We start from the raw sequence: 17735 nt of genomic DNA on the forward strand, positions 1-17735 counted from the left end.
AGTAATAGTTTGTTTGTCATTGGCTCCAATGTCACCTCCCCGTTAGAGGATGTCTGAAAAGTTTTTTTGTATACACCTAACCTTTGGAGATCCCCCTAAATCCACGCCACTTGCTTCACTTGGGGAAACCCCAAGACCGCAGTGGCTCCCCGATAAATAGGGGGACTTTAAGACTCTTATTCCCCCTTTTTTAAGGGGGTTTAGGGGGGATCAACAAATATTTGATACTTCTCAGACATCCTCTTAGAGTAGATTTCTAGATTTGATTCTTTGTCAACAGATGATTACAAAGTATATGTAAAATCTTTTACCAGCATACCAGGAACTAAACTACCTCCAAGTTGACGACTTTCATAAGTTCCGACTTCGGGAATAAACTCCTGAAAATTGGTCAAATCTACTAACTTATCTCCCCAAAAACGATAGAGACTTTCGTCAAAACGTAAGTTTTCAATGGGGGCAAGAATTTCTCCGTTTTCTACCCAAAAACAAGCATAACGGGTCATACCTGTGATTCTACCAGTGTGGCGATCGCTCCAATTCAAGTAATGCAAATTAGATACATATAATCCGGTATCTAAACTCTGAAGAATCTGCTCAAATACTAAATTTCCAGTAGTTACTTCTGGCGCTCGTAAAGTCTCTGAACCATTAGCACCGTTGGCAATTTTCTGATATTCCTTAGCAGTCCGAGAATTCACCAAAGTATTTACCAAATGTCCTTTTTCTATTACAGGTAACTCCGGTGCTGCTATTTCTCCCAATTCATTAAATCGCGGCACTAATCCTCGTTGAAAATTTTCTTTCAAACTAAATCTTGGAGAAAGTTGTTTTTCTTGACGCGATAAAGCAGCTAAAGCACTGTTTCCTTGTTGGATATCAGCTTCGCCGACTGCTCCCCAAGAAAGCATTGCTAATAAATCTCCAACAGCAGCAGGTGCAAAATAAGTTTTGTATTGTCCCCGTGGCAATTCTTTAGCTGGGCGAGAAAGCAATTTGAGTTGCTTTTTGGCTTCGCTAATTTTGGCTATATATGCAGATATATCCCAATTACTCCCAGCAAATGTACCCTTAACTGCTTGTCCAGAGGTGGAAAATAGAGAATAATCTAAGGTAAAAGAATCAGTAGCAAACCAGTGTTTTTGACCGTTGGAATCACCATACGCTTTAATTACTATTCCTCCAGCATATATACCTGTAAAATCTAATTCAGCAACTAGTTCTAGCACAGTTGGTACTACTGCCTCATCTGCCAATAAATTCCCAGAATGTATTTCTCGACTGGTATTATTTCCTGATGGCAAAACTAGATACGGATCGATGGGTAGTAGAATAAGTTCGTTACGTAGTTCCTGCAAAGCAGTATATGCTAACTGCCAATCTACATCCCAATTTCCAGTAAAGGGAAACTGCCGAACACTGCTGCGCTGATCTGCCATCAAAGTCAGTTCGAGCCAACCATCGGCAACACAACCAGTTTGTCGCACTTTGGCATGATTGAAACGAGTAAATTGACTTCTTTCACTGCTGAGTTTCACAGTGAATTGTTCACTTTCAGATTTTTTAATCAGCAGAGTTTCAATCAGTTGATTAAAGCTGACTTCTAACGCAGATAATTCCTCAATTTTCATAGATATTAAATATTAGTAGGGAGTGGGGAGTGGGGAGAAAGTTAGGAGTTAGGAGTTAGGAGTAGAGACGCGATTAATCGCGTCTGTACAGGAGTTAAAAGAATTTTTGTAAGTAGCTAGGCGTAAATAAATTAAAGTTTGTAGTAAGGACTTTAGTCCTGATAATCCTTTTTTTGAGCGATGAATCGCTCACTACGAGCTAGGATTTTATTTTATGTTTAATTATGCCTACCTACTTAATTCAAAACTCCTAACTCCTGTACAGACGCGATTAATCGCGTCTGTACTCCTAACTATTGTATTTTTCAAGTTCCTCCACCAAAAACTTCGACATTAGCAAATACACAAACAGGTGAACCATGTCCTACCCAAATAGCCTGATTTGGTTCTCCTTTACCACAATAAGGAGTACCATACATTTGCCAGTTGTCAGCATTTCCTACTTGGATTAAGCTATGCCAAAACTCTGGTGTTGTGGCGCGATAGTTGGGATTGCGGAGGGTTTTGGTGAGTTTACCGTTTTCAATTAATTTAGCGTACTCACAACCAAATTGGAATTTGTAGCGGCGATCGTCAATTGACCAAGATCGGTTAGATTCCATGTAAACGCCGTGTTCTATCCCGCCAATAATGTCTTCAAAGCTAGCGTTTAGAGGCTCTAAATTTAAGTTTGCCATGCGATCGATCGCTGGTCGATTCCATGAGCAAGCGCGGGCACAGGCAACTCCTGGTATACCTGCTCTGGCTTGACTCTCTAGACTACCTAAACCCCGTTGAAGTACACCTTCTTTAACCAAATACTCTCGCGTTGCTACAGCACCCGTATCATCAAAGCCATAACTAGAAAATTCACCAGGCACGGTGGGATCAAAGGTAATATTCATCAGTGGCGAACCATATACTAGATTGCCAAAATCACTTTTATTAACGAAGCTGCCCCCAGCATAGTTACGCTCATCTCCCAAAATTCGGTCAATTTCTAGGGGATGCCCGACACTTTCATGGATTTGCAGCATCATTTGATCTGAGGCTAAAACTAAATTGGTACGAGTGGTAGGGCATTCTTCTGCTGTCAAGAGTTCTACTGCTTGTTCGCCAATTTGCCGCACCCGATGCCATAAGTTTTCTTGTTTTAAAAGTTCTAGTCCGCCTTGGTAATAGTTTGCGTGAGAACCATTGTTACTGCGCTGCTGTACAACCGCACCATCTTGGGCGGTGGCTCCATAATGAGTGCCTATAGATAGAATTTTTTGATAGACTTCCGAGCCGTTACTGCTAATAAACCAAGACTCCCTCTCAATGGTGCTAGCACTGGCTATGGTTTGCACAATCTTGTCGTCAACTTTCAACGTTTGGCAAATCCGAACCAGTAAATCGTTGATTTCTCCCGGACTCAGAGCATCCAATGGCTCAAGATATGGAGAGTTATATTCACCAACGACTTTAGGGCGCTCACTTTCACCGAAGGGATGTATCCACCATTCACTGGCTGCTAGTGCCTGTTTATAGGCTGTTTCGGCAGCAGCTTTTAGGGAAGACACTTCCAGAGAGTTAGTTGCTGCATAACCCAGACAGCCATTTGCCAAAACTTCCAGCATGGCTCCTACAGTGAAGGATTTGCCATTTACCTGGGGTAAGCCGTCACGGACTGAACGGGTTGTAGAAGTCTCCTTTACGGCTCTAATACCAATCCAATCAGCAGGAATATCAAAACTAGCGATCGCTTTTTTAAGTTCAGACCACATAATTTAAAGGAATGGGGAATCGGGAGTGGGGAATGGGGAATGGGGAATGGGGAATGGGGAATGGGGAATGGTACAGAGGAGAGGAATTTTCCCCCTACTCCCCACTCCCCACTCCCCACTCTCCCTAATTCCGATGCCAGCGCGTGCCATCACGGCTATCAATTAGCGTAATACCTTCTGCTTGGAGTTCGTCACGAATGCGATCGCTTTCGGCAAAATTCTTGGCTTTACGTGCTTCTTGCCTTTGCTGAATTTTTGCTTCAATTTCCGCATCGCTTAAACCATTACTCTTGTCAGGTTCCGCTTCTATCTCGGCTTCTAAACCCAAAACTCCAGCCAATGTGACAAGAGTTTGCCATTGATGCTTTAACTCATCAGGGGAAGTTTCCGTTTTCCCTTCATGCACAATAATATTTCCCTCACGGCGCAGTTCTTTGGCTAATTCAAACAGCACTGTTAACCCACCAGGAAAATTAAAGTCGTTATTTACAACTTCTTGAAAGCGTTCAATAGTTTCAGGAAGTAGCGAGGCAGTTCCTACTCCCCACTCCCCACTCCCCACTCCCCATCCTATTTTTTTACCGTATTGGTAGCCGAAGAGTAAACCTTCTTTAATGGTGTGCCAACCGTTGGTTGCTGCGGCGATCGCTTCGTCGGTAAAATCTATGGGTGTGCGATATTGTGCGGTCAGTACGAACAACCGCACTGCCATCGGGTCAACTCCTCGATCCAGTAAGTCTCTAATAGTGGTAAAGTTGCCCAAAGATTTGGACATTTTTTCACCATCTACCTTCACCATGCCGTTATGTAACCAGTAACGCGCTAGGGGTTTTCCTGTAACAGCCTCAGATTGGGCAATTTCGTTTTCGTGGTGGGGAAAAATTAAGTCAGCACCACCAGCATGAATATCGATGGTATCACCCAAGCGATCGCGCACCATTGCCGAGCATTCTATATGCCACCCCGGACGACCTGCGCCCCAAGGTGATTCCCAAGCTGGTTCTCCCGGTTTTGCTGCCTTCCACAAAGCAAAATCAAAGGGGTCTTTCTTTTTCTGATATTCTGGATCTTCTACATTGACGCGTAGGCGTAGCCCGCCGTAGGCATCGCTTTTCCCGGCTTGCATATCTTCTAATTTGCGTCCAGAAAGCTTGCCATACTCAGCAAACTGTCGGACTGCATAATACACATCGCCGTCAGCAGGGTAAGCAAACCCTTTATTTTCCAACTCATGAATTAACCGTTGAATGCCATTCATCGTGTGGGTAGCACGGGGATATTCATCAGCTTCTTTGATTCCCAATCGCGCCATATCCTCAAAATATGCTTTGATAAAGCGATCGGCTACAGCTTCCATTGATGAATGTTCAACACAGGCTCGATTGAGAATCTTGTCATCAATATCGGTAAAATTTTGGATATATCGCACTTCATAGCCGATAAACTGGAGGTATCGGCGGATTACATCCCAAACGATGCAAGCTCTCGCATGACCCAAATGGCAGTAGTCGTACACCGTCACGCCGCAGTAATACATCTTAACCTTGCCTGCAACGAGAGTTTCAAACGGTTCTTGACGACGGGTGAGGGTATTGTAAAGGGTTAGGGTCATAACAGAGTAATGCTGAAATAAGAAGATACGTAATAATAGGGTAAAGCAGCTGGGATGACAGTCCAGCATCCCTATGCTAGTACGTCACGGCGGAAATCAACATACTATTGGACAAAATCTCGAAAGCCTAGAAATCAAGGGTTTTTGACTTTTGAGAGCCAGTTGCTTCTCCCTTGGCGCTAGCCTCTCCCTTCGGGAGAAGGGGAGACGCTGCGCGTAGCTTGCTTCCCCGGAGGGGTACAACGCTCTTAACCCGCGCAACGCACTGGCTCAAGATTGACTTTTGCGTAGCGGTGCTAGTGTTTTCTGAACTATCTGCGCTACATTACTATTTTTTGACTATTTGATAACAGCGCTATGCAATCAGCAGTTACACCCGAATCTTCCGCAATGGATACGCCCAAACAAGGAATGCCAGTAACAATTATTACGGGTTTTCTCGGCAGTGGCAAGACGACTTTACTCAATCATATCCTCAACAACCAGCAGGGTTTGAAGACCGCCGTTCTCGTGAATGAATTTGGCGAAATTGGCATCGACAACGAGCTAATTGTTTCCACTGGTGAGAACATGGTGGAGCTAAATAATGGTTGTATTTGCTGCACTATTAATAATGATTTGGTAGATGCAGTTTACAAAGTTTTAGAACGGCAAGAAAATCTAGATTATCTAGTTGTGGAAACAACTGGATTGGCAGATCCCCTACCAGTAGCTTTAACATTTCTGGGTACAGAATTGCGAGATTTAACTCGCTTAGATTCGATTATTACCGTAGTAGACGCGGCTAATTACAGCCTAGATTTATTTAACTCTCAGGCAGCATACAGCCAGATTGCCTATGGTGATGTAATTGTACTGAACAAGACTGATTTGGTTGATGAAGCCACTTTGAATGAGTTAGAAACAAAAATTAACGAAGTTAAGGAAGGAGCAAGAATTCTCCGCACCACGCGATCGCAAGTGCCACTTCCGTTAATTCTCAGTGTTGGTCTGTTTGAGTCTGATAAATATTTTGACACAGTGGTGGATGAACACGGCCATCACGATCATGAACATCACGATCATCATGATGATCATGATCACTCAACATGTGGTCACGATCATCACGACCATGACCACGCTCACCATCATTCTGACCATTTAGAAAATGATGGTTTTACTTCCATCTCTTTCCAAAGTAATAAGCCTTTTTCTATCAGGAAGTTTCAGCATTTCTTAGATAACCAGCTACCCTCAAATATCTTCCGAGCGAAGGGGATTATGTGGTTTGATGAAAGTCCGAAGCGTCATATTTTCCACCTTTGCGGTAAACGCTTTACCTTGGATGATGATGAATGGAAAGGTCAACTAAAAAACCAAATCGTGCTAATTGGTCAAAATTTGGATCGTGAGACTTTAATTAGTCAACTCGAAAACTGCATTTGTCTACCTTCAACCTCTCGCGGTAAAGGATTTGGCAAGTAAAAGTTAGCAGAGACGCGATTAATCGCGTCTCTACGTTCCCAGGTTCCACCTGGGAATGCATTCCCAATGGCTCTGCCATCAATTTTGAACAATGAAAATGAGAGTAGGACTTACGCACGAGTTACGGAATAACGAACCACAGAGGCACAGAGAAGCCAGTGCGCCCTTGCGGTTAAGAGACTTGAAGCAACTGGCGCGGCACGGAGAAATCAGAGTTTGAGAGATAATTTGCGTAAGTCCTAGAGAGAATAGCGACGCCGAATAGCCCGTCGTAGACATCGCTTCCTCACTCCTCTGCGTTTACGCGCGAGTGTTTCGCAAATAATTACGAATTACGTTAGCGCAGCATTAGCGTTAGCGAAGCGGTAGCGAGGAACGAGCGTCCGTAGGAGCGTCATTACGAATTACGAATAGATACTCAAAATGCGCGTTGTTATCCAGCGAGTCAAATCATCTCAAGTTGTAGTTAATGGTGAAATTGTCGGCAAAATTGGGCGGGGGCTAAATTTGCTCGTAGGCATAGCCAATACCGACACTAATGTTGAAATCGACTGGATGGTGCGTAAGTGCTTGGAATTACGGTTGTTTCCTGACGAGGAAGGAGACGACCGTTGGCAAAACTCTGTACAAGAAATCGGCGGCGATTTGTTAGTAGTCAGTCAGTTTACCCTTTACGGTGACTGTCGCAAAGGTCGCCGTCCTTCTTTTGACCGTTCAGCCGCTCCCCAATCAGCAGCAGATTTGTATAATCATTTTGTTACGAAGTTAAAAGCTAGCGGTTTGCAGGTGGAAACAGGTCAATTTGGTGCAATGATGCATGTTACAATTGAGAATGATGGCCCAGTAACTTTGTTACTTGAAAAAGAAGCAATTTAAGTATATACACTAAAAAGATGAATAACAGTAGCCTCTAGACCGTGGTGTTCTAATTGATGAGAGAATATTAAATTAACCATCACAAAAGTTTAAATTCAGTCATCATGGCGAAAATTCAGTTTTCTAGAGGTCTTGACGAAGAAGTAATTCCAGAGGTGCGCTTGACGCGATCGCGCACTGGTGACAGTGGAACAGCGACGTTTATTTTTACCAATCCGAAGATTTTAGATCAAGGTAGCACCGAAGATATTACCGGGATGTACCTGATTGACCAAGAAGGAGAGATAATTACCCGTGAAGTTAAAGCTAAATTTATTAACGGGAAACCGGAAGCATTAGAAGCACTTTACGTGATGAAATCTCCCCAAGAATGGGATCGCTTTATGCGCTTCATGGAACGGTATGCTGAAGAAAACGATCTGGGACTAAGCAAAAATGAGGCATAGGGGAGCCAGTGCGTTACAGTGAATCCAGCGCTGTAGGCGGGTTTCCCGCCGTAGGCGACTGGTGAACCCGAAGGGAGGTTCGCGACGCTCGAGTACTCGCTCTAAGCGAAGCCATGCCGTTGGCGCAGCCTCTCGTAGAGAAGGCTTTACGGTGCGCTATCCGTTGAAGCAACTGGCGTCATAGGACATAGGGCATGGGCACAGGTAATTATTGTCATGGCCATGTGCCATTCGCCATGCCCAATTATTCACGATCAAAAGTTAATAACTGACCTATAATGCCACAACCCCACCCAGACTCGCCTAGTAGAATTGCGGTAACTTGTGCTGTGGTTACTGTCAGCGATACACGCACTTTTGAAACAGACAAAAGTGGCCAGCTAATTCAGCAGTTACTCCTTGGTGCTAACCATGCTGTAGGAGCCTACACAATTATCAAAGATGAACCAATACAAATTCAAGAGCAGATAGAAAATTTAGGTAAAAGCTCAAATTTGAATGCTGTAATTTTCAGTGGTGGTACAGGCATTGCACCAAGAGATACTACTTATGATGCCATTGAGAAGTTACTGGAAAAAACCTTACCGGGATTTGGTGAGTTATTCCGTTTTTTAAGTTATCAAGAAATTGGTTCGCGGGCGATCGCTTCTCGCGCTGTTGCTGGTGTTTATCAAAATAAATTAATCTTCTCGCTTCCTGGTTCTAGTAATGCTGTGCGACTGGCGATGGAAAAATTGATTTTACCCGAACTCACTCACTTGGTGAGTCAGGTTTGTAATTAGTCATTAGTCATTAGTCAATAGTCATTAATATGAAAAAGCAGGAAAAATTCTGAAAAACTATTAATGACTAATGACTTCGATTTCCACTCATGTCTAAAGCCATTGGCTCTCGACGGCGCAAGGACTTTGGTAAAATAAGCAGCCTTTGAGAAAGTTACTATAAAAACTTTTGTAAAATTAAGGCATGAGGCATTGAAATCATCCCTTCTCTACTTACATTTTTAGGGTATCCAGAACTATAGTGAAACGGATAAAGTGTTAATATCAGGTCAGTAATGGAGCGTATTTACTGGAATTGCATAATTGCTCACGGCATAACTGCATTTTCATACTTTGGCATCCCCATAGTAATAGGGGTTTTCTTTGCCAAAACTAAAGCAATTATCCCGAATAAGTTTTGGTTAGCTTTTTTATTATCAGGTGGATTCGTATTATTTTGCGGCTTTCATCACTTTCTGGCGATCTTTGAGCCACATATAGGAGTGTCCCTGCTGCACTTAGGCGTACTTGATGTAATGGCGCTTGTTTCCTTGTGTGCCTTATTCTACCTGATGCCAACCGCTTATCAAATTCTAGAGATGATCGCCAGACATCAAGAAGACACCCGCGAACTTCAACGCAGTCAGCAGATACAACGGCTATTCCTAGATCAAGGGCCGTTTGGAGCCTATATCAAAGATGAGCAATCTAGAGTGCTTTATTACAACCAGGAGCTACAGTCTAGATTTTCGGTAGATTCACAAGAATGGTTGGGGAAAACCGATAGTGAATTTTTGCCAGATCGAGAACAAGGGCGGCGGGTTATCGAAAACGATCAAGTCGTTTTGAAGACTCTACGCCCCTTAAAGCTGATTGAAGAGGTAAAGATACCTGGTAACGATCAGCCGTGCTACTGGCTATCGTTTAAGTTTCCCTTTAGCGATGGCGCAACGGGCGCTTGCCGCATCGGTGGCATTAGTATCGATATTACAGAATCTATAGAAGCACAGCGATCGCTCACTGACCTAAATCGGCAGCTAGAAGAAAAAACACTGAAATTAGAAGCAAAAAAACAGGAACTTATATATCTCTCAGATATGGCGGATATGCTTTATTGCTGCGAATCTGAAGATGAGGTGTATCAAGTGGTCGCTTTAACCTGTTCTAAGCTGTTTCCTAATATGAGTGGTTGTATCTATATAATTGCTAATTCCAAGAATTATGTTCAGATGAATAGTTTTTGGGGAGATGAAATAACCAGTAAAGAAATATTTTCACTATCTGATTGTTGGGCATTACGGAGAGGAAAATTAAACCTTTTATCGCCTCATACTTCAGGACTAATGTGCAATCACTTAATACAGCCTGTTAGCGGCACACATTTATGTGCCCCATTGTTTGGACAAGGCGAAGTAGTTGGGATCTTACACATCAATGCGCTTGAAGAAATCAGTCCAGAAGATCAACAAATTACTGAGATTATTGCTAGAACCTTAGGCATTGCACTAAATAACCTCTCGATAAAACAACGTCTAACCTATGATAATTTGCGGGATGGGATGACCCAACTATTCAATCAAAACTATATGCAAACCATAACGGAACAGAGACTAGCGGAGGCTGAACGGTCGGGAGAACCTCTTAGTGTTATTTTCCTTGATATCGATAACTTCAAATCTTACAACTCGCGCTATGGGCATTTGACTGCCAACATTGTTCTCCAGGGATTAGCAAAACTGCTGTTAAAATCTATTCGCTCTTTTGACATTGCTTGCAGATGGGGTGGTGAAGAATTTGTGATTGTGATGCCTAATATGACACTAGAAAACCTCAGGAAGCGAGTAGAACAATTAAGGGTAGATGTTGAACAAATGCAATTGAAGGACGGCGATCAAATTCTTGAAGGCATTACCGCTTCTTTTGGAATAGCTGTATCAGAACCAGGGATTACAGTTAAGGATTTTCTGAATCGGGCAAATCAAGCGATGCTTGAGGCAAAGCGAACAGGGAAGAATCGGGTTATAGAGTATGTAAATAACTATTATTAATTTATAATTCATAATTCAAAAAACCTCAAGCAGTGAAATGAGCAGCCCTTCAATTGGCATTGAGTATCAGACTTTCCAGCATGAACAGGACTTACGCACAAGGAACGGAAAATCGTAGACGCAAAGCGGTGAAGCAGCGCGGTCTTGGGGGTTTCCCCCATGAGCGACTGCTGTTAGCGCAGCGTTAGCGATAGCGCAGCGTTAGCGAGTCATCGAGCGTCGGTACGAGCGTCACCCGAAGGGCTTGCCGCAGGCTACCACAGAGAAGCCAGTGCGCCCTTGCGGTTAAGAGACTTGAAGCAACTGGCGCGACGCAGAGAAGCCAGTGCGTTGGGCGGGCAAAGCCCGACTTGTTCGCTCTTAGCGTTCCCGAAGGGTAGCAACTGGCGCGACACGGAGGAATAAGAGTTTGAGAGGTTTTTTGCGTAAGTCCTAATGCAATACGCTTGGCTTTGTGAAAAATTGCTTTGTTGGGTTAAGCAAAGCACAACCCAACAAAGCCCCGGAAATGTTGGGTTTCCTTCCTCAACCCAACCTACACAGTTTAAGGTTTTTAGCGTTAACTGAACTGTATTGAGTCCTAATGAAATCAGAAACTCATGAATTTCCTATATAAAAAACAACTCCCTGGAGAAGTGGAAGTTGTCATTTTGTATTCGACTATTTTCTCAAAACATGATTCAGAATGGAGCGATGCCTGCGGCGGGCTGCGCCTACGCCAAGCAGATGGCAGCCAAAATAGCAGCGATGACATAAAATACTCCAACCACTTGCAATTCTGACCAGCCAGTGAGTTCTAAATGATGGTGTAAGGGTGCCATTTTGAAGAGGCGCTTGCCTTTGCCATCAGGGCCTTTGGTGGCTTTGTAATAAGTTACCTGTGCCATTACCGAAAGGGTTTCTACGAAGAAGATACCACTGAGAATGAACAGAGCTACTAGAGTGTTTGTCAATAGCGCTACAGCCGCTAAAGCGCCGCCTAGTGCTAAAGAACCGGTATCTCCCATGAAAACGCGGGCTGGGTTACGATTATGGGCTAAGAAACCTAAGCAACCACCACTTAATGCAGCACAGAAAACCATCAACCCAGGTGCTGTAGGTGCGACTAAAGCACCTAATGCCAAAAGTGCGATCGCTACTGTTCCTGCTGCCAAGCCATCAATGCCATCTGTTAAATTAGTCGCATTACTTTCTGCAACTAGCACAAAACCTGCTAAAGGCCAAAATAGGAACCCCAAGGGAAGTGTAAAGCTAACCCAAGGCAAAGCAATATTTGTTATATTAGAAGGTTGATTAAACATCAGCCATAGACAAAATACAGCCGCAAAACCTACCTGCAAAGCCAGTTTCGTTCCCGGAGATATACCTTTATTTGATTTACGGCGCAGAATTTGCCAATCATCGAGCCAGCCAATCAATCCGTAGCTGATTGTCAATGCCGAAACTGCAAGCACGTCTGTAGCAAAGTTAGACAATATGCAGGCAATGATCACACCTACAGGGATAAAAAATATACCTCCCATTGTTGGCGTGCCTGCCTTCTTTAGATGGGCTTGGGGGCCATCTTCACGAATTATTTGTCCAGTTTTGAGTGCTTGGAGTAGGGGTATTACCCAATAGCCCACGGCACCTGAACCTATAGCACACAATAGTAGTGGCAGGGTTAACGACATACTTTGCCAGGGTAGCCTATTGGCCATCGAATCCAATAAAAATGCTGTTGTAGCTAGCCCTACGGTTAATAAAGAGGCTAGAGCGATTCCAGAAATATTTAAACCTTGCTCAGGAGATAATTTAGCGTCCACAGAAGTTTCCCTTCACTCCACACATATAAAATTCAATATCAGCAACTAGGGATACTACCAAGTCGCTAGCCTGAAAAGGCTAATCCTCAGCGATTCCTATATCGTTATCATCATCAAGGTCGTAGCCAATCCCATCTTCTACACCCATTAGGGAGTCTATTTCTACTTCGTCATCTTGAAAATCCGGTTCGTGAACGTCACGCGCGATGATCCGACCGTTGGTTTGCAACCAGTCCAACAAAGAGGACTCTTGCTTTAAGGGGATAACATCGGCTCGCTGATTACGGGGTACTTCACGTAATGGAGAGTTCAACATATCGAGGAGGACAAGAAAAGGTATACGTAAGTTGACATTTAGAGTCTATCACTTGGCACGGATTTATTTAGTTATCTTTTCAACCCTTTCGTTGATAAATCCGCATTCAGATAGAAATTTTTTATTTAATAGGCATAAGGCTTAGGTCAAGCGATTTAGTAGTAATTTTTATGGCTCTACACATAGGTCATGAATATCTTGTTTATGCTGATGGAAAGGACTGATTTTTGAGGTGACAGGCGATGATCACAAAAGCGGCTCTAATGGATGCGATCGCACTTACTAATCGCGGTCTACTGGCGACTGAGCTACAGAAACAGGTTATCTTAGCAGCGATCGCCAATTTAGAAGATTTTAATCCTACACCCCGTCCGGTAGAAGCTAGTAATTTGCTAGATGGCAATTGGCGATTACTATACACCACCAGCAAGGCTCTTTTAAACTTAGATGGTCTACCTTTGTGCAAACTGGGTCAAATCTATCAGTGTATCCGGGTAGATACTGCCAGTGTTTACAACATAGCTGAGATTTATGGCTTACCTTATTTGGAAGGATTAATCAGCGTTGCTGCTAAATTTGAGCCAGTTTCAGGTCGGCGTGTCCAAGTGAAATTTGAGCGGTCTATTATCGGCTTACAACGTTTAATAGAATACAATTCTCCGGTAACTTTTATCCAACAAATTGAAGCAGGTAAAAAATTTCCCGCAATTGATTTTGCAATCAAGAGTGATAAGCAGCAAGGCTGGTTAGATATCACCTATATAGATAACGATCTGCGGATTGGCAGAGGTAACGAGGGAAGTGTGTTTGTCTTAACTAAAACATAAGCTTCTACAAAATAAACGCTTGCGAACGAAGGTACGCTATAACGTGTGCCTTGTCAAGTGGTGTCTAATAAAATTTTCAATTTTGGGTAGGGAGTGAGGAATGGGGAGTAGGGAGTGGGGGAGATAAGGGAGGTGAGGGAGATGAGGGAGAAAGAATAATTAATATTCAATTCCCAATTCCCAATTCCCAATTCCCAATTCCCAATTCCCACTCCCCACTCCCCACTCCCTACTCCCTACTCCCAATTCAGACAAATAACTTAACAAAGACTCTTGCTGCTACCTTCAGGTTGTAGAGTGAAATCAATTAGCCCTCTAGATTGGCGATTGATAACTAAAAGGGAAAATAATCATGGTTCAACGTGGTTCTAAAGTACGTATTCTCCGCCCTGAATCCTACTGGTTTCAGGATCTAGGAACTGTGGCTTCCATTGACCAAAGCGGCATCAAATACCCTGTAATTGTCCGCTTTGAAAAGGTCAATTACGCTGGTATCAATACCAACAACTTTGCCCAGGATGAATTAGTCGAGGTTGAAGCACCAAAGGCTAAAGCACCTAAAAAATAGCAGCAAAGCTACAAGGGGCTTGTTTGATGCGATGATGAAGGGTAGTCTTAAGTCTGAAGTATGAAGTCTGAAAATTTCAGTTCATTCATCTTTCACCCAAGCCTACCCTAATCTATGAGAAGCTACCCTGCGGGTATTTACGGTTTCTCTAGGGTAGTAATCCGAGCCATCTAAGGCTGTGTAAGTTACTACTCTATCTCTTCTTTATCGAACGCCCAAGTACATCAAAATTGCCTGCTTAACTCAGTTTGAATGCCTGAACTGCCTGAAGTTGAAACAGTCCGAAGGGGCCTAAATCAATTGACCCTTAACCAAGAAATTACGGGTGGAGATGTGTTGCTCGATCGCACCATCGCCTACCCGTTTTCTGTTGGTGAGTTTGTTGATGGAATTAAAAAGAATGCCATTGCCACTTGGCATCGTCGCGGTAAATATCTCCTTGCCGAACTTTCTTCCCCCTCTTCCACAGGTTGGCTAGGGGTTCATCTGCGAATGACCGGTCAACTACTATGGCTGCATCGAGATGAACCATTACATAAGCACACGCGGGTTAGATTATTCTTTGGGGAACAGCAGGAATTACGCTTTGTTGATCAGCGTACCTTCGGGAAAATGTGGTGGGTTCCGCCTGGTGTTGCTGTAGAAAGTATTATGACTGGTTTGGCAACACTGGCAGCAGACCCATTTTCACCCGAATTCACTGTCGAATATCTAGCTCTCAAACTCCAAAATCGCCGCCGTCCGATTAAGACTGCACTACTTGATCAATCGGTAGTGGCGGGATTAGGTAACATTTATGCTGATGAAGCCCTGTTTAAGAGTGGAATTTTACCTGAAACTTTGTGTATAGATTTGCAGCTAAAGCAAATTGAGCGTTTGCGAACAGCCATAATTCAAGTTTTAGAAACCAGCATTGAGGCTGGCGGTACGACTTTTAGTAATTTTTTAAGTGTTAAGGGTGTCAACGGCAATTATGGTGGTGTTGCCTGGGTTTATAACCGCGCTGGAGATCCCTGTCGAGTTTGTGACACTCCAATTATGCGGATTAGGTTAGCTGGGCGATCTAGTCACTTTTGCCCACAGTGTCAAACGGTACGGGGAGTTAGGAGTTAGGAGAGACGCGATTAATCGCGTCTGTACAAGAGTTAGAAGTTTTTACCTCGGAAGTCTCTTAAAATGCGGATAAGTCTAATCTAGAAATTTGAGAGGGAAATTCATGGCAGTCAAAAAAGGAAATATGGTTCGCGCTATCCGCGAGAAGTTGGAAAACAGTCTGGAAGCAAAAGCCAGTGATACTCGCTTTCCTGCCTATTTGTTTGACAGTAAGGGCGAAATTGTAGATATCAAAGGTGATTACGCCCTGATTAAGTTCGGGAAAGTGCCAACGCCAAATGTTTGGTTACGTGTGGATCAGCTTGAAGAGTTTAAATAATTAAAAATAAGAACCCCACCCCGCCAAAGCTATGCTTTGTCTCCCCTCCCCGCTCTTCGAGAGGGGTTGGGGGTGGGATCTGTGCGTAAAAGTATTGAGCGATCGCAGGAAATTTTGGCTGAGTAGATCCTCGGAAATCCCCCTTAAAAAAAGGGGACTTTGACTCAGTTACCCCTTTTTTAAGGGGGTTACGTTTCGCGTTAACGGCGGTAATCGTCATCTGCGGGGTCGCCGTAGGGATCTTCGCTGGCTGGGCGGACGTTACCAAATTCCCCTTGGTCTGCGGGGTCGCCGTAGGGGTCTTCACTGGCTGGACGGACGTTACCGTAAGACGCGATATCTCCGGGGTCGCCATAGGGGTCTTGGCTGGCTGGAATAAGGTTGCCGTAAGAGGATATATCTGCGGGGTCGCCGTAGGGATCTTCACTGGCTGGACGTACATCACCGTAAGACGCTATATCTGCGGGGTCGCCGTAGGGGTCTTCGCTAGCTGGGCGGACATTGCGATCGCGCAATTCGGCATCTTTTTCAGCTTGATCGCTGTTTGATCCCAAAAGTAAATCCTTCGCCTTTCGGAAAAATTCATCTACCATAATCTGTCTCCTGATTTAAGTTCGTGTTTCCGACGTGCGCGATCGGCGTTATCCTCCGGGAAACCCGCTTTCTTATTTACACACGCTTTGCTATCTAGAGGGCTGGAGCTGCGGATGAAGTTATGCCAGTTAGATCGCGACCTGTAGAACTCCTGTTATAGCCTTGGAATTGGCGATATTGTTGTGCTTCAGATTCTGGTACTCGAATTCCTTCTGATGGTGGAGTTACCCAGTGAGCGCGATTTTCAGCATCGCGGTAGTATACACGCCCGTTCTTGGAAAGATAGTACTTACCTTGCGCTCCTTCTTTTGGAGCATTCTTATGTTGGTTGTACATGTAGTAAAGTGCCGCAGCTCCCGCCAAAAGTGCCACTTTTTGCCCCGTACCTAATCCTTTCTTAGCTTCGGGTTGGTTTGTAGCGTTGCGATCGCTCACTGTTCTACCAACGGTATCATCAACAGGTGGTGGCGCAGCAGTTTTGGAACCTCCGCCGCAGCTACTCAGCAAGGGTACGGTTAGCAATGCGGAAAGCAGCACTGCTAATAGACGCGAAACTATTTTACGTTCTTTATATACTGTGTTCATCGGATTTCGTCATCACCTGTATTTACTAAAAGCCTTGCTGTTGCAAATACAAAGTTGGAATTCCTGTTATTTCACCTGGAATTGAAAGAACATCTACCACTCAATTTACAACTGCACAGCTACAGCGTTTCACTGTTATGATGATCGATTTTTTCAAATATTCCATCCTGCCTTCGAGAGAAACTGCATTCATCCGAAGGAAATATATTGTTGATTTTTTATTAATCAATTTAGCCCAAACGCGGAAATATTCAGCAATTTCTCGGTTATGTTTTCGGGATAAATAATTTAGAAAGATACAGTTACTATGATGATCTTTGCCAAAAAGTATATTCAATATGACATCAAAAAATACAGCCCAAACTAGAACTCGTCTCCTTTTGGCTTTGTGGAATTTGGGAGGAACGCAGCAGGAAGTGAACAAACGTCAACTTCACGACCGAATTGTATCCAAAAGCCAGAAGGTAGCAGATTATCAGGGCATATTCGAGGAATTACAGAATCAGGGTGCGATCGCAATCTCCAAAAAAGGATACTCTCTGACATCTAGCAAGGGTTTAGAGGTGTTGGGTGAAGGTTTGAGAAGTTCTGATTTTAAATTTGAAGGGACGATTGTCGGTACTTGGGCGGCGAATGCGTTGTTGCGGTGGATTAGTCAGATTGATGTTGCGGTCGTTGGTGCAAATGTACCAGTTAATGGGAAGAGTGCGTTAGCGGAGCTTTCCAAAGGAATCGCATCTTACAACGAGTTTAAATCTGTGGCGTTGGAAGTTTACGACAAGTTGAACCAAAACTACAACTTAGATGATCTCGTGCCAATTTATCGTATCAGGAGAGAAATTGGCGATCGGGTTAGTCGTACAGAGTTCAGTGAGTGGCTACTGGAAATGCAAGCTGATGATATTTTTCAGCTGATGACTGGAGAGATACAAGACTTTAATTCTGATAAACGTGACGACTCAATCACCATACCTGGAGTAGGATTGCGCTCTTACGCCAAGCGCTTGAATTAATCAGATTCTTAC

17 protein-coding genes are annotated in these 17735 nt (G+C 43.8%); 10 read left to right on the forward strand and 7 right to left on the reverse strand.

Annotated elements, in window-relative coordinates; genetic code table 11:
- Positions 1 to 284: 284 nt before the first annotated feature.
- From LC653_RS02420 to cysS, 3 genes are all read right to left on the reverse strand, one after another.
- Positions 285 to 1631 (reverse strand): TldD/PmbA family protein, encoded by a 1347-nt coding sequence (locus LC653_RS02420; RefSeq protein ID WP_229492427.1) that lies wholly within the window; start codon positions 1629 to 1631, stop codon positions 285 to 287.
- 305 nt (positions 1632 to 1936) lie between these two features.
- A complete protein-coding gene (locus tag LC653_RS02425; RefSeq protein WP_229492428.1) occupies positions 1937 to 3376 on the reverse strand; it encodes a TldD/PmbA family protein in 1440 nt (479 codons plus the stop codon).
- Positions 3377 to 3500: 124 nt separating this feature from the next.
- On the reverse strand, positions 3501 to 4988 hold the full coding sequence (gene cysS, locus LC653_RS02430) for a cysteine--tRNA ligase (protein ID WP_229492429.1): 1488 nt from the start codon (positions 4986 to 4988) through the stop codon (positions 3501 to 3503).
- A gap of 357 nt (positions 4989 to 5345) precedes the next feature.
- Between cysS and LC653_RS02435 the strand changes: the two genes are divergently transcribed.
- The 5 genes from LC653_RS02435 to LC653_RS02455 all read left to right on the forward strand — a co-directional run bounded on the left by LC653_RS02435 (position 5346) and on the right by LC653_RS02455 (position 10583).
- A complete protein-coding gene (locus tag LC653_RS02435; RefSeq protein ID WP_229492430.1) occupies positions 5346 to 6452 on the forward strand; it encodes a CobW family GTP-binding protein in 1107 nt (368 codons plus the stop codon).
- A gap of 423 nt (positions 6453 to 6875) precedes the next feature.
- Entirely contained in the window at positions 6876 to 7328 is a 453-nt protein-coding gene (gene dtd, locus LC653_RS02440; RefSeq protein ID WP_229492431.1) for a D-aminoacyl-tRNA deacylase, read from the forward strand.
- 104 nt (positions 7329 to 7432) lie between these two features.
- Positions 7433 to 7774, forward strand: coding sequence for a photosystem II reaction center protein Psb28 (psb28, locus tag LC653_RS02445; protein WP_229492432.1), 342 nt, complete (start codon positions 7433 to 7435; stop codon positions 7772 to 7774).
- A gap of 275 nt (positions 7775 to 8049) precedes the next feature.
- On the forward strand, positions 8050 to 8556 hold the full coding sequence (locus LC653_RS02450; protein WP_229492574.1) for a MogA/MoaB family molybdenum cofactor biosynthesis protein: 507 nt from the start codon (positions 8050 to 8052) through the stop codon (positions 8554 to 8556).
- 275 nt (positions 8557 to 8831) lie between these two features.
- On the forward strand, positions 8832 to 10583 hold the full coding sequence (locus LC653_RS02455; protein WP_229492433.1) for a diguanylate cyclase domain-containing protein: 1752 nt from the start codon (positions 8832 to 8834) through the stop codon (positions 10581 to 10583).
- Positions 10584 to 11296: 713 nt separating this feature from the next.
- Here LC653_RS02455 and mraY read toward each other — a convergent pair.
- Together mraY and LC653_RS02465 are read right to left on the reverse strand one after the other, a co-directional pair.
- Positions 11297 to 12388 (reverse strand): phospho-N-acetylmuramoyl-pentapeptide-transferase, encoded by a 1092-nt coding sequence (gene mraY, locus LC653_RS02460; protein WP_229492434.1) that lies wholly within the window; start codon positions 12386 to 12388, stop codon positions 11297 to 11299.
- A 79-nt stretch (positions 12389 to 12467) separates the two neighbouring features.
- Positions 12468 to 12704 (reverse strand): DUF3134 domain-containing protein, encoded by a 237-nt coding sequence (locus tag LC653_RS02465; RefSeq protein WP_229492435.1) that lies wholly within the window; start codon positions 12702 to 12704, stop codon positions 12468 to 12470.
- A 242-nt stretch (positions 12705 to 12946) separates the two neighbouring features.
- Between LC653_RS02465 and LC653_RS02470 the strand changes: the two genes are divergently transcribed.
- The 4 genes from LC653_RS02470 to LC653_RS02485 all read left to right on the forward strand — a co-directional run bounded on the left by LC653_RS02470 (position 12947) and on the right by LC653_RS02485 (position 15531).
- Complete coding sequence (locus tag LC653_RS02470; RefSeq protein WP_229492436.1) at positions 12947 to 13531, forward strand: PAP/fibrillin family protein; 585 nt, start codon at positions 12947 to 12949, stop codon at positions 13529 to 13531.
- 352 nt (positions 13532 to 13883) lie between these two features.
- On the forward strand, positions 13884 to 14099 hold the full coding sequence (locus tag LC653_RS02475; RefSeq protein WP_109011287.1) for a photosystem I reaction center subunit IV: 216 nt from the start codon (positions 13884 to 13886) through the stop codon (positions 14097 to 14099).
- Positions 14100 to 14351: 252 nt separating this feature from the next.
- The gene (locus LC653_RS02480; protein ID WP_229492437.1) at positions 14352 to 15212 is read left to right on the forward strand and encodes a DNA-formamidopyrimidine glycosylase; all 861 of its coding nucleotides are present in this window, start codon (positions 14352 to 14354) and stop codon (positions 15210 to 15212) included.
- Between the two features lie 103 nt (positions 15213 to 15315).
- On the forward strand, positions 15316 to 15531 hold the full coding sequence (locus LC653_RS02485) for an NAD(P)H-quinone oxidoreductase subunit O (RefSeq protein WP_229492438.1): 216 nt from the start codon (positions 15316 to 15318) through the stop codon (positions 15529 to 15531).
- Between the two features lie 200 nt (positions 15532 to 15731).
- On the opposite strand, the gene LC653_RS02490 is transcribed toward LC653_RS02485, so the two are convergent.
- The gene (locus LC653_RS02490) at positions 15732 to 16124 is read right to left on the reverse strand and encodes a translation initiation factor (protein ID WP_229492439.1); all 393 of its coding nucleotides are present in this window, start codon (positions 16122 to 16124) and stop codon (positions 15732 to 15734) included.
- Between the two features lie 94 nt (positions 16125 to 16218).
- Positions 16219 to 16710 (reverse strand): hypothetical protein, encoded by a 492-nt coding sequence (locus LC653_RS02495; RefSeq protein WP_229492440.1) that lies wholly within the window; start codon positions 16708 to 16710, stop codon positions 16219 to 16221.
- A 338-nt stretch (positions 16711 to 17048) separates the two neighbouring features.
- Between LC653_RS02495 and LC653_RS02500 the strand changes: the two genes are divergently transcribed.
- Entirely contained in the window at positions 17049 to 17723 is a 675-nt protein-coding gene (locus LC653_RS02500) for a hypothetical protein (protein WP_229492441.1), read from the forward strand.
- Positions 17724 to 17735: the final 12 nt, after the last annotated feature.

Origin of the sequence: Nostoc mirabile CHAB5784, from assembly GCF_020829645.1 — a bacterium.
GTDB lineage: Bacteria > Cyanobacteriota > Cyanobacteriia > Cyanobacteriales > Nostocaceae > Nostoc > Nostoc mirabile.

Bases quoted from the DNA above. Each gene is read 5' to 3' on its own strand.
- LC653_RS02420 (WP_229492427.1), bottom strand. From the start codon at position 1,631: ATGAAAATTGAGGAATTATCTGCGTTAGAAGTCAGCTTTAATCAACTG.
- LC653_RS02425 (WP_229492428.1), bottom strand. From the start codon at position 3,376: ATGTGGTCTGAACTTAAAAAAGCGATCGCTAGTTTTGATATTCCTGCT.
- cysS (WP_229492429.1), bottom strand. From the start codon at position 4,988: ATGACCCTAACCCTTTACAATACCCTCACCCGTCGTCAAGAACCGTTT.
- LC653_RS02435 (WP_229492430.1), top strand. From the start codon at position 5,346: ATGCAATCAGCAGTTACACCCGAATCTTCCGCAATGGATACGCCCAAA.
- dtd (WP_229492431.1), top strand. From the start codon at position 6,876: ATGCGCGTTGTTATCCAGCGAGTCAAATCATCTCAAGTTGTAGTTAAT.
- psb28 (WP_229492432.1), top strand. From the start codon at position 7,433: ATGGCGAAAATTCAGTTTTCTAGAGGTCTTGACGAAGAAGTAATTCCA.
- LC653_RS02455 (WP_229492433.1), top strand. From the start codon at position 8,832: ATGGAGCGTATTTACTGGAATTGCATAATTGCTCACGGCATAACTGCA.
- LC653_RS02465 (WP_229492435.1), bottom strand. From the start codon at position 12,704: ATGTTGAACTCTCCATTACGTGAAGTACCCCGTAATCAGCGAGCCGAT.
- LC653_RS02470 (WP_229492436.1), top strand. From the start codon at position 12,947: ATGATCACAAAAGCGGCTCTAATGGATGCGATCGCACTTACTAATCGC.
- LC653_RS02475 (WP_109011287.1), top strand. From the start codon at position 13,884: ATGGTTCAACGTGGTTCTAAAGTACGTATTCTCCGCCCTGAATCCTAC.
- LC653_RS02480 (WP_229492437.1), top strand. From the start codon at position 14,352: ATGCCTGAACTGCCTGAAGTTGAAACAGTCCGAAGGGGCCTAAATCAA.
- LC653_RS02485 (WP_229492438.1), top strand. From the start codon at position 15,316: ATGGCAGTCAAAAAAGGAAATATGGTTCGCGCTATCCGCGAGAAGTTG.
- LC653_RS02490 (WP_229492439.1), bottom strand. From the start codon at position 16,124: ATGGTAGATGAATTTTTCCGAAAGGCGAAGGATTTACTTTTGGGATCA.
- LC653_RS02495 (WP_229492440.1), bottom strand. From the start codon at position 16,710: ATGAACACAGTATATAAAGAACGTAAAATAGTTTCGCGTCTATTAGCA.
- LC653_RS02500 (WP_229492441.1), top strand. From the start codon at position 17,049: ATGACATCAAAAAATACAGCCCAAACTAGAACTCGTCTCCTTTTGGCT.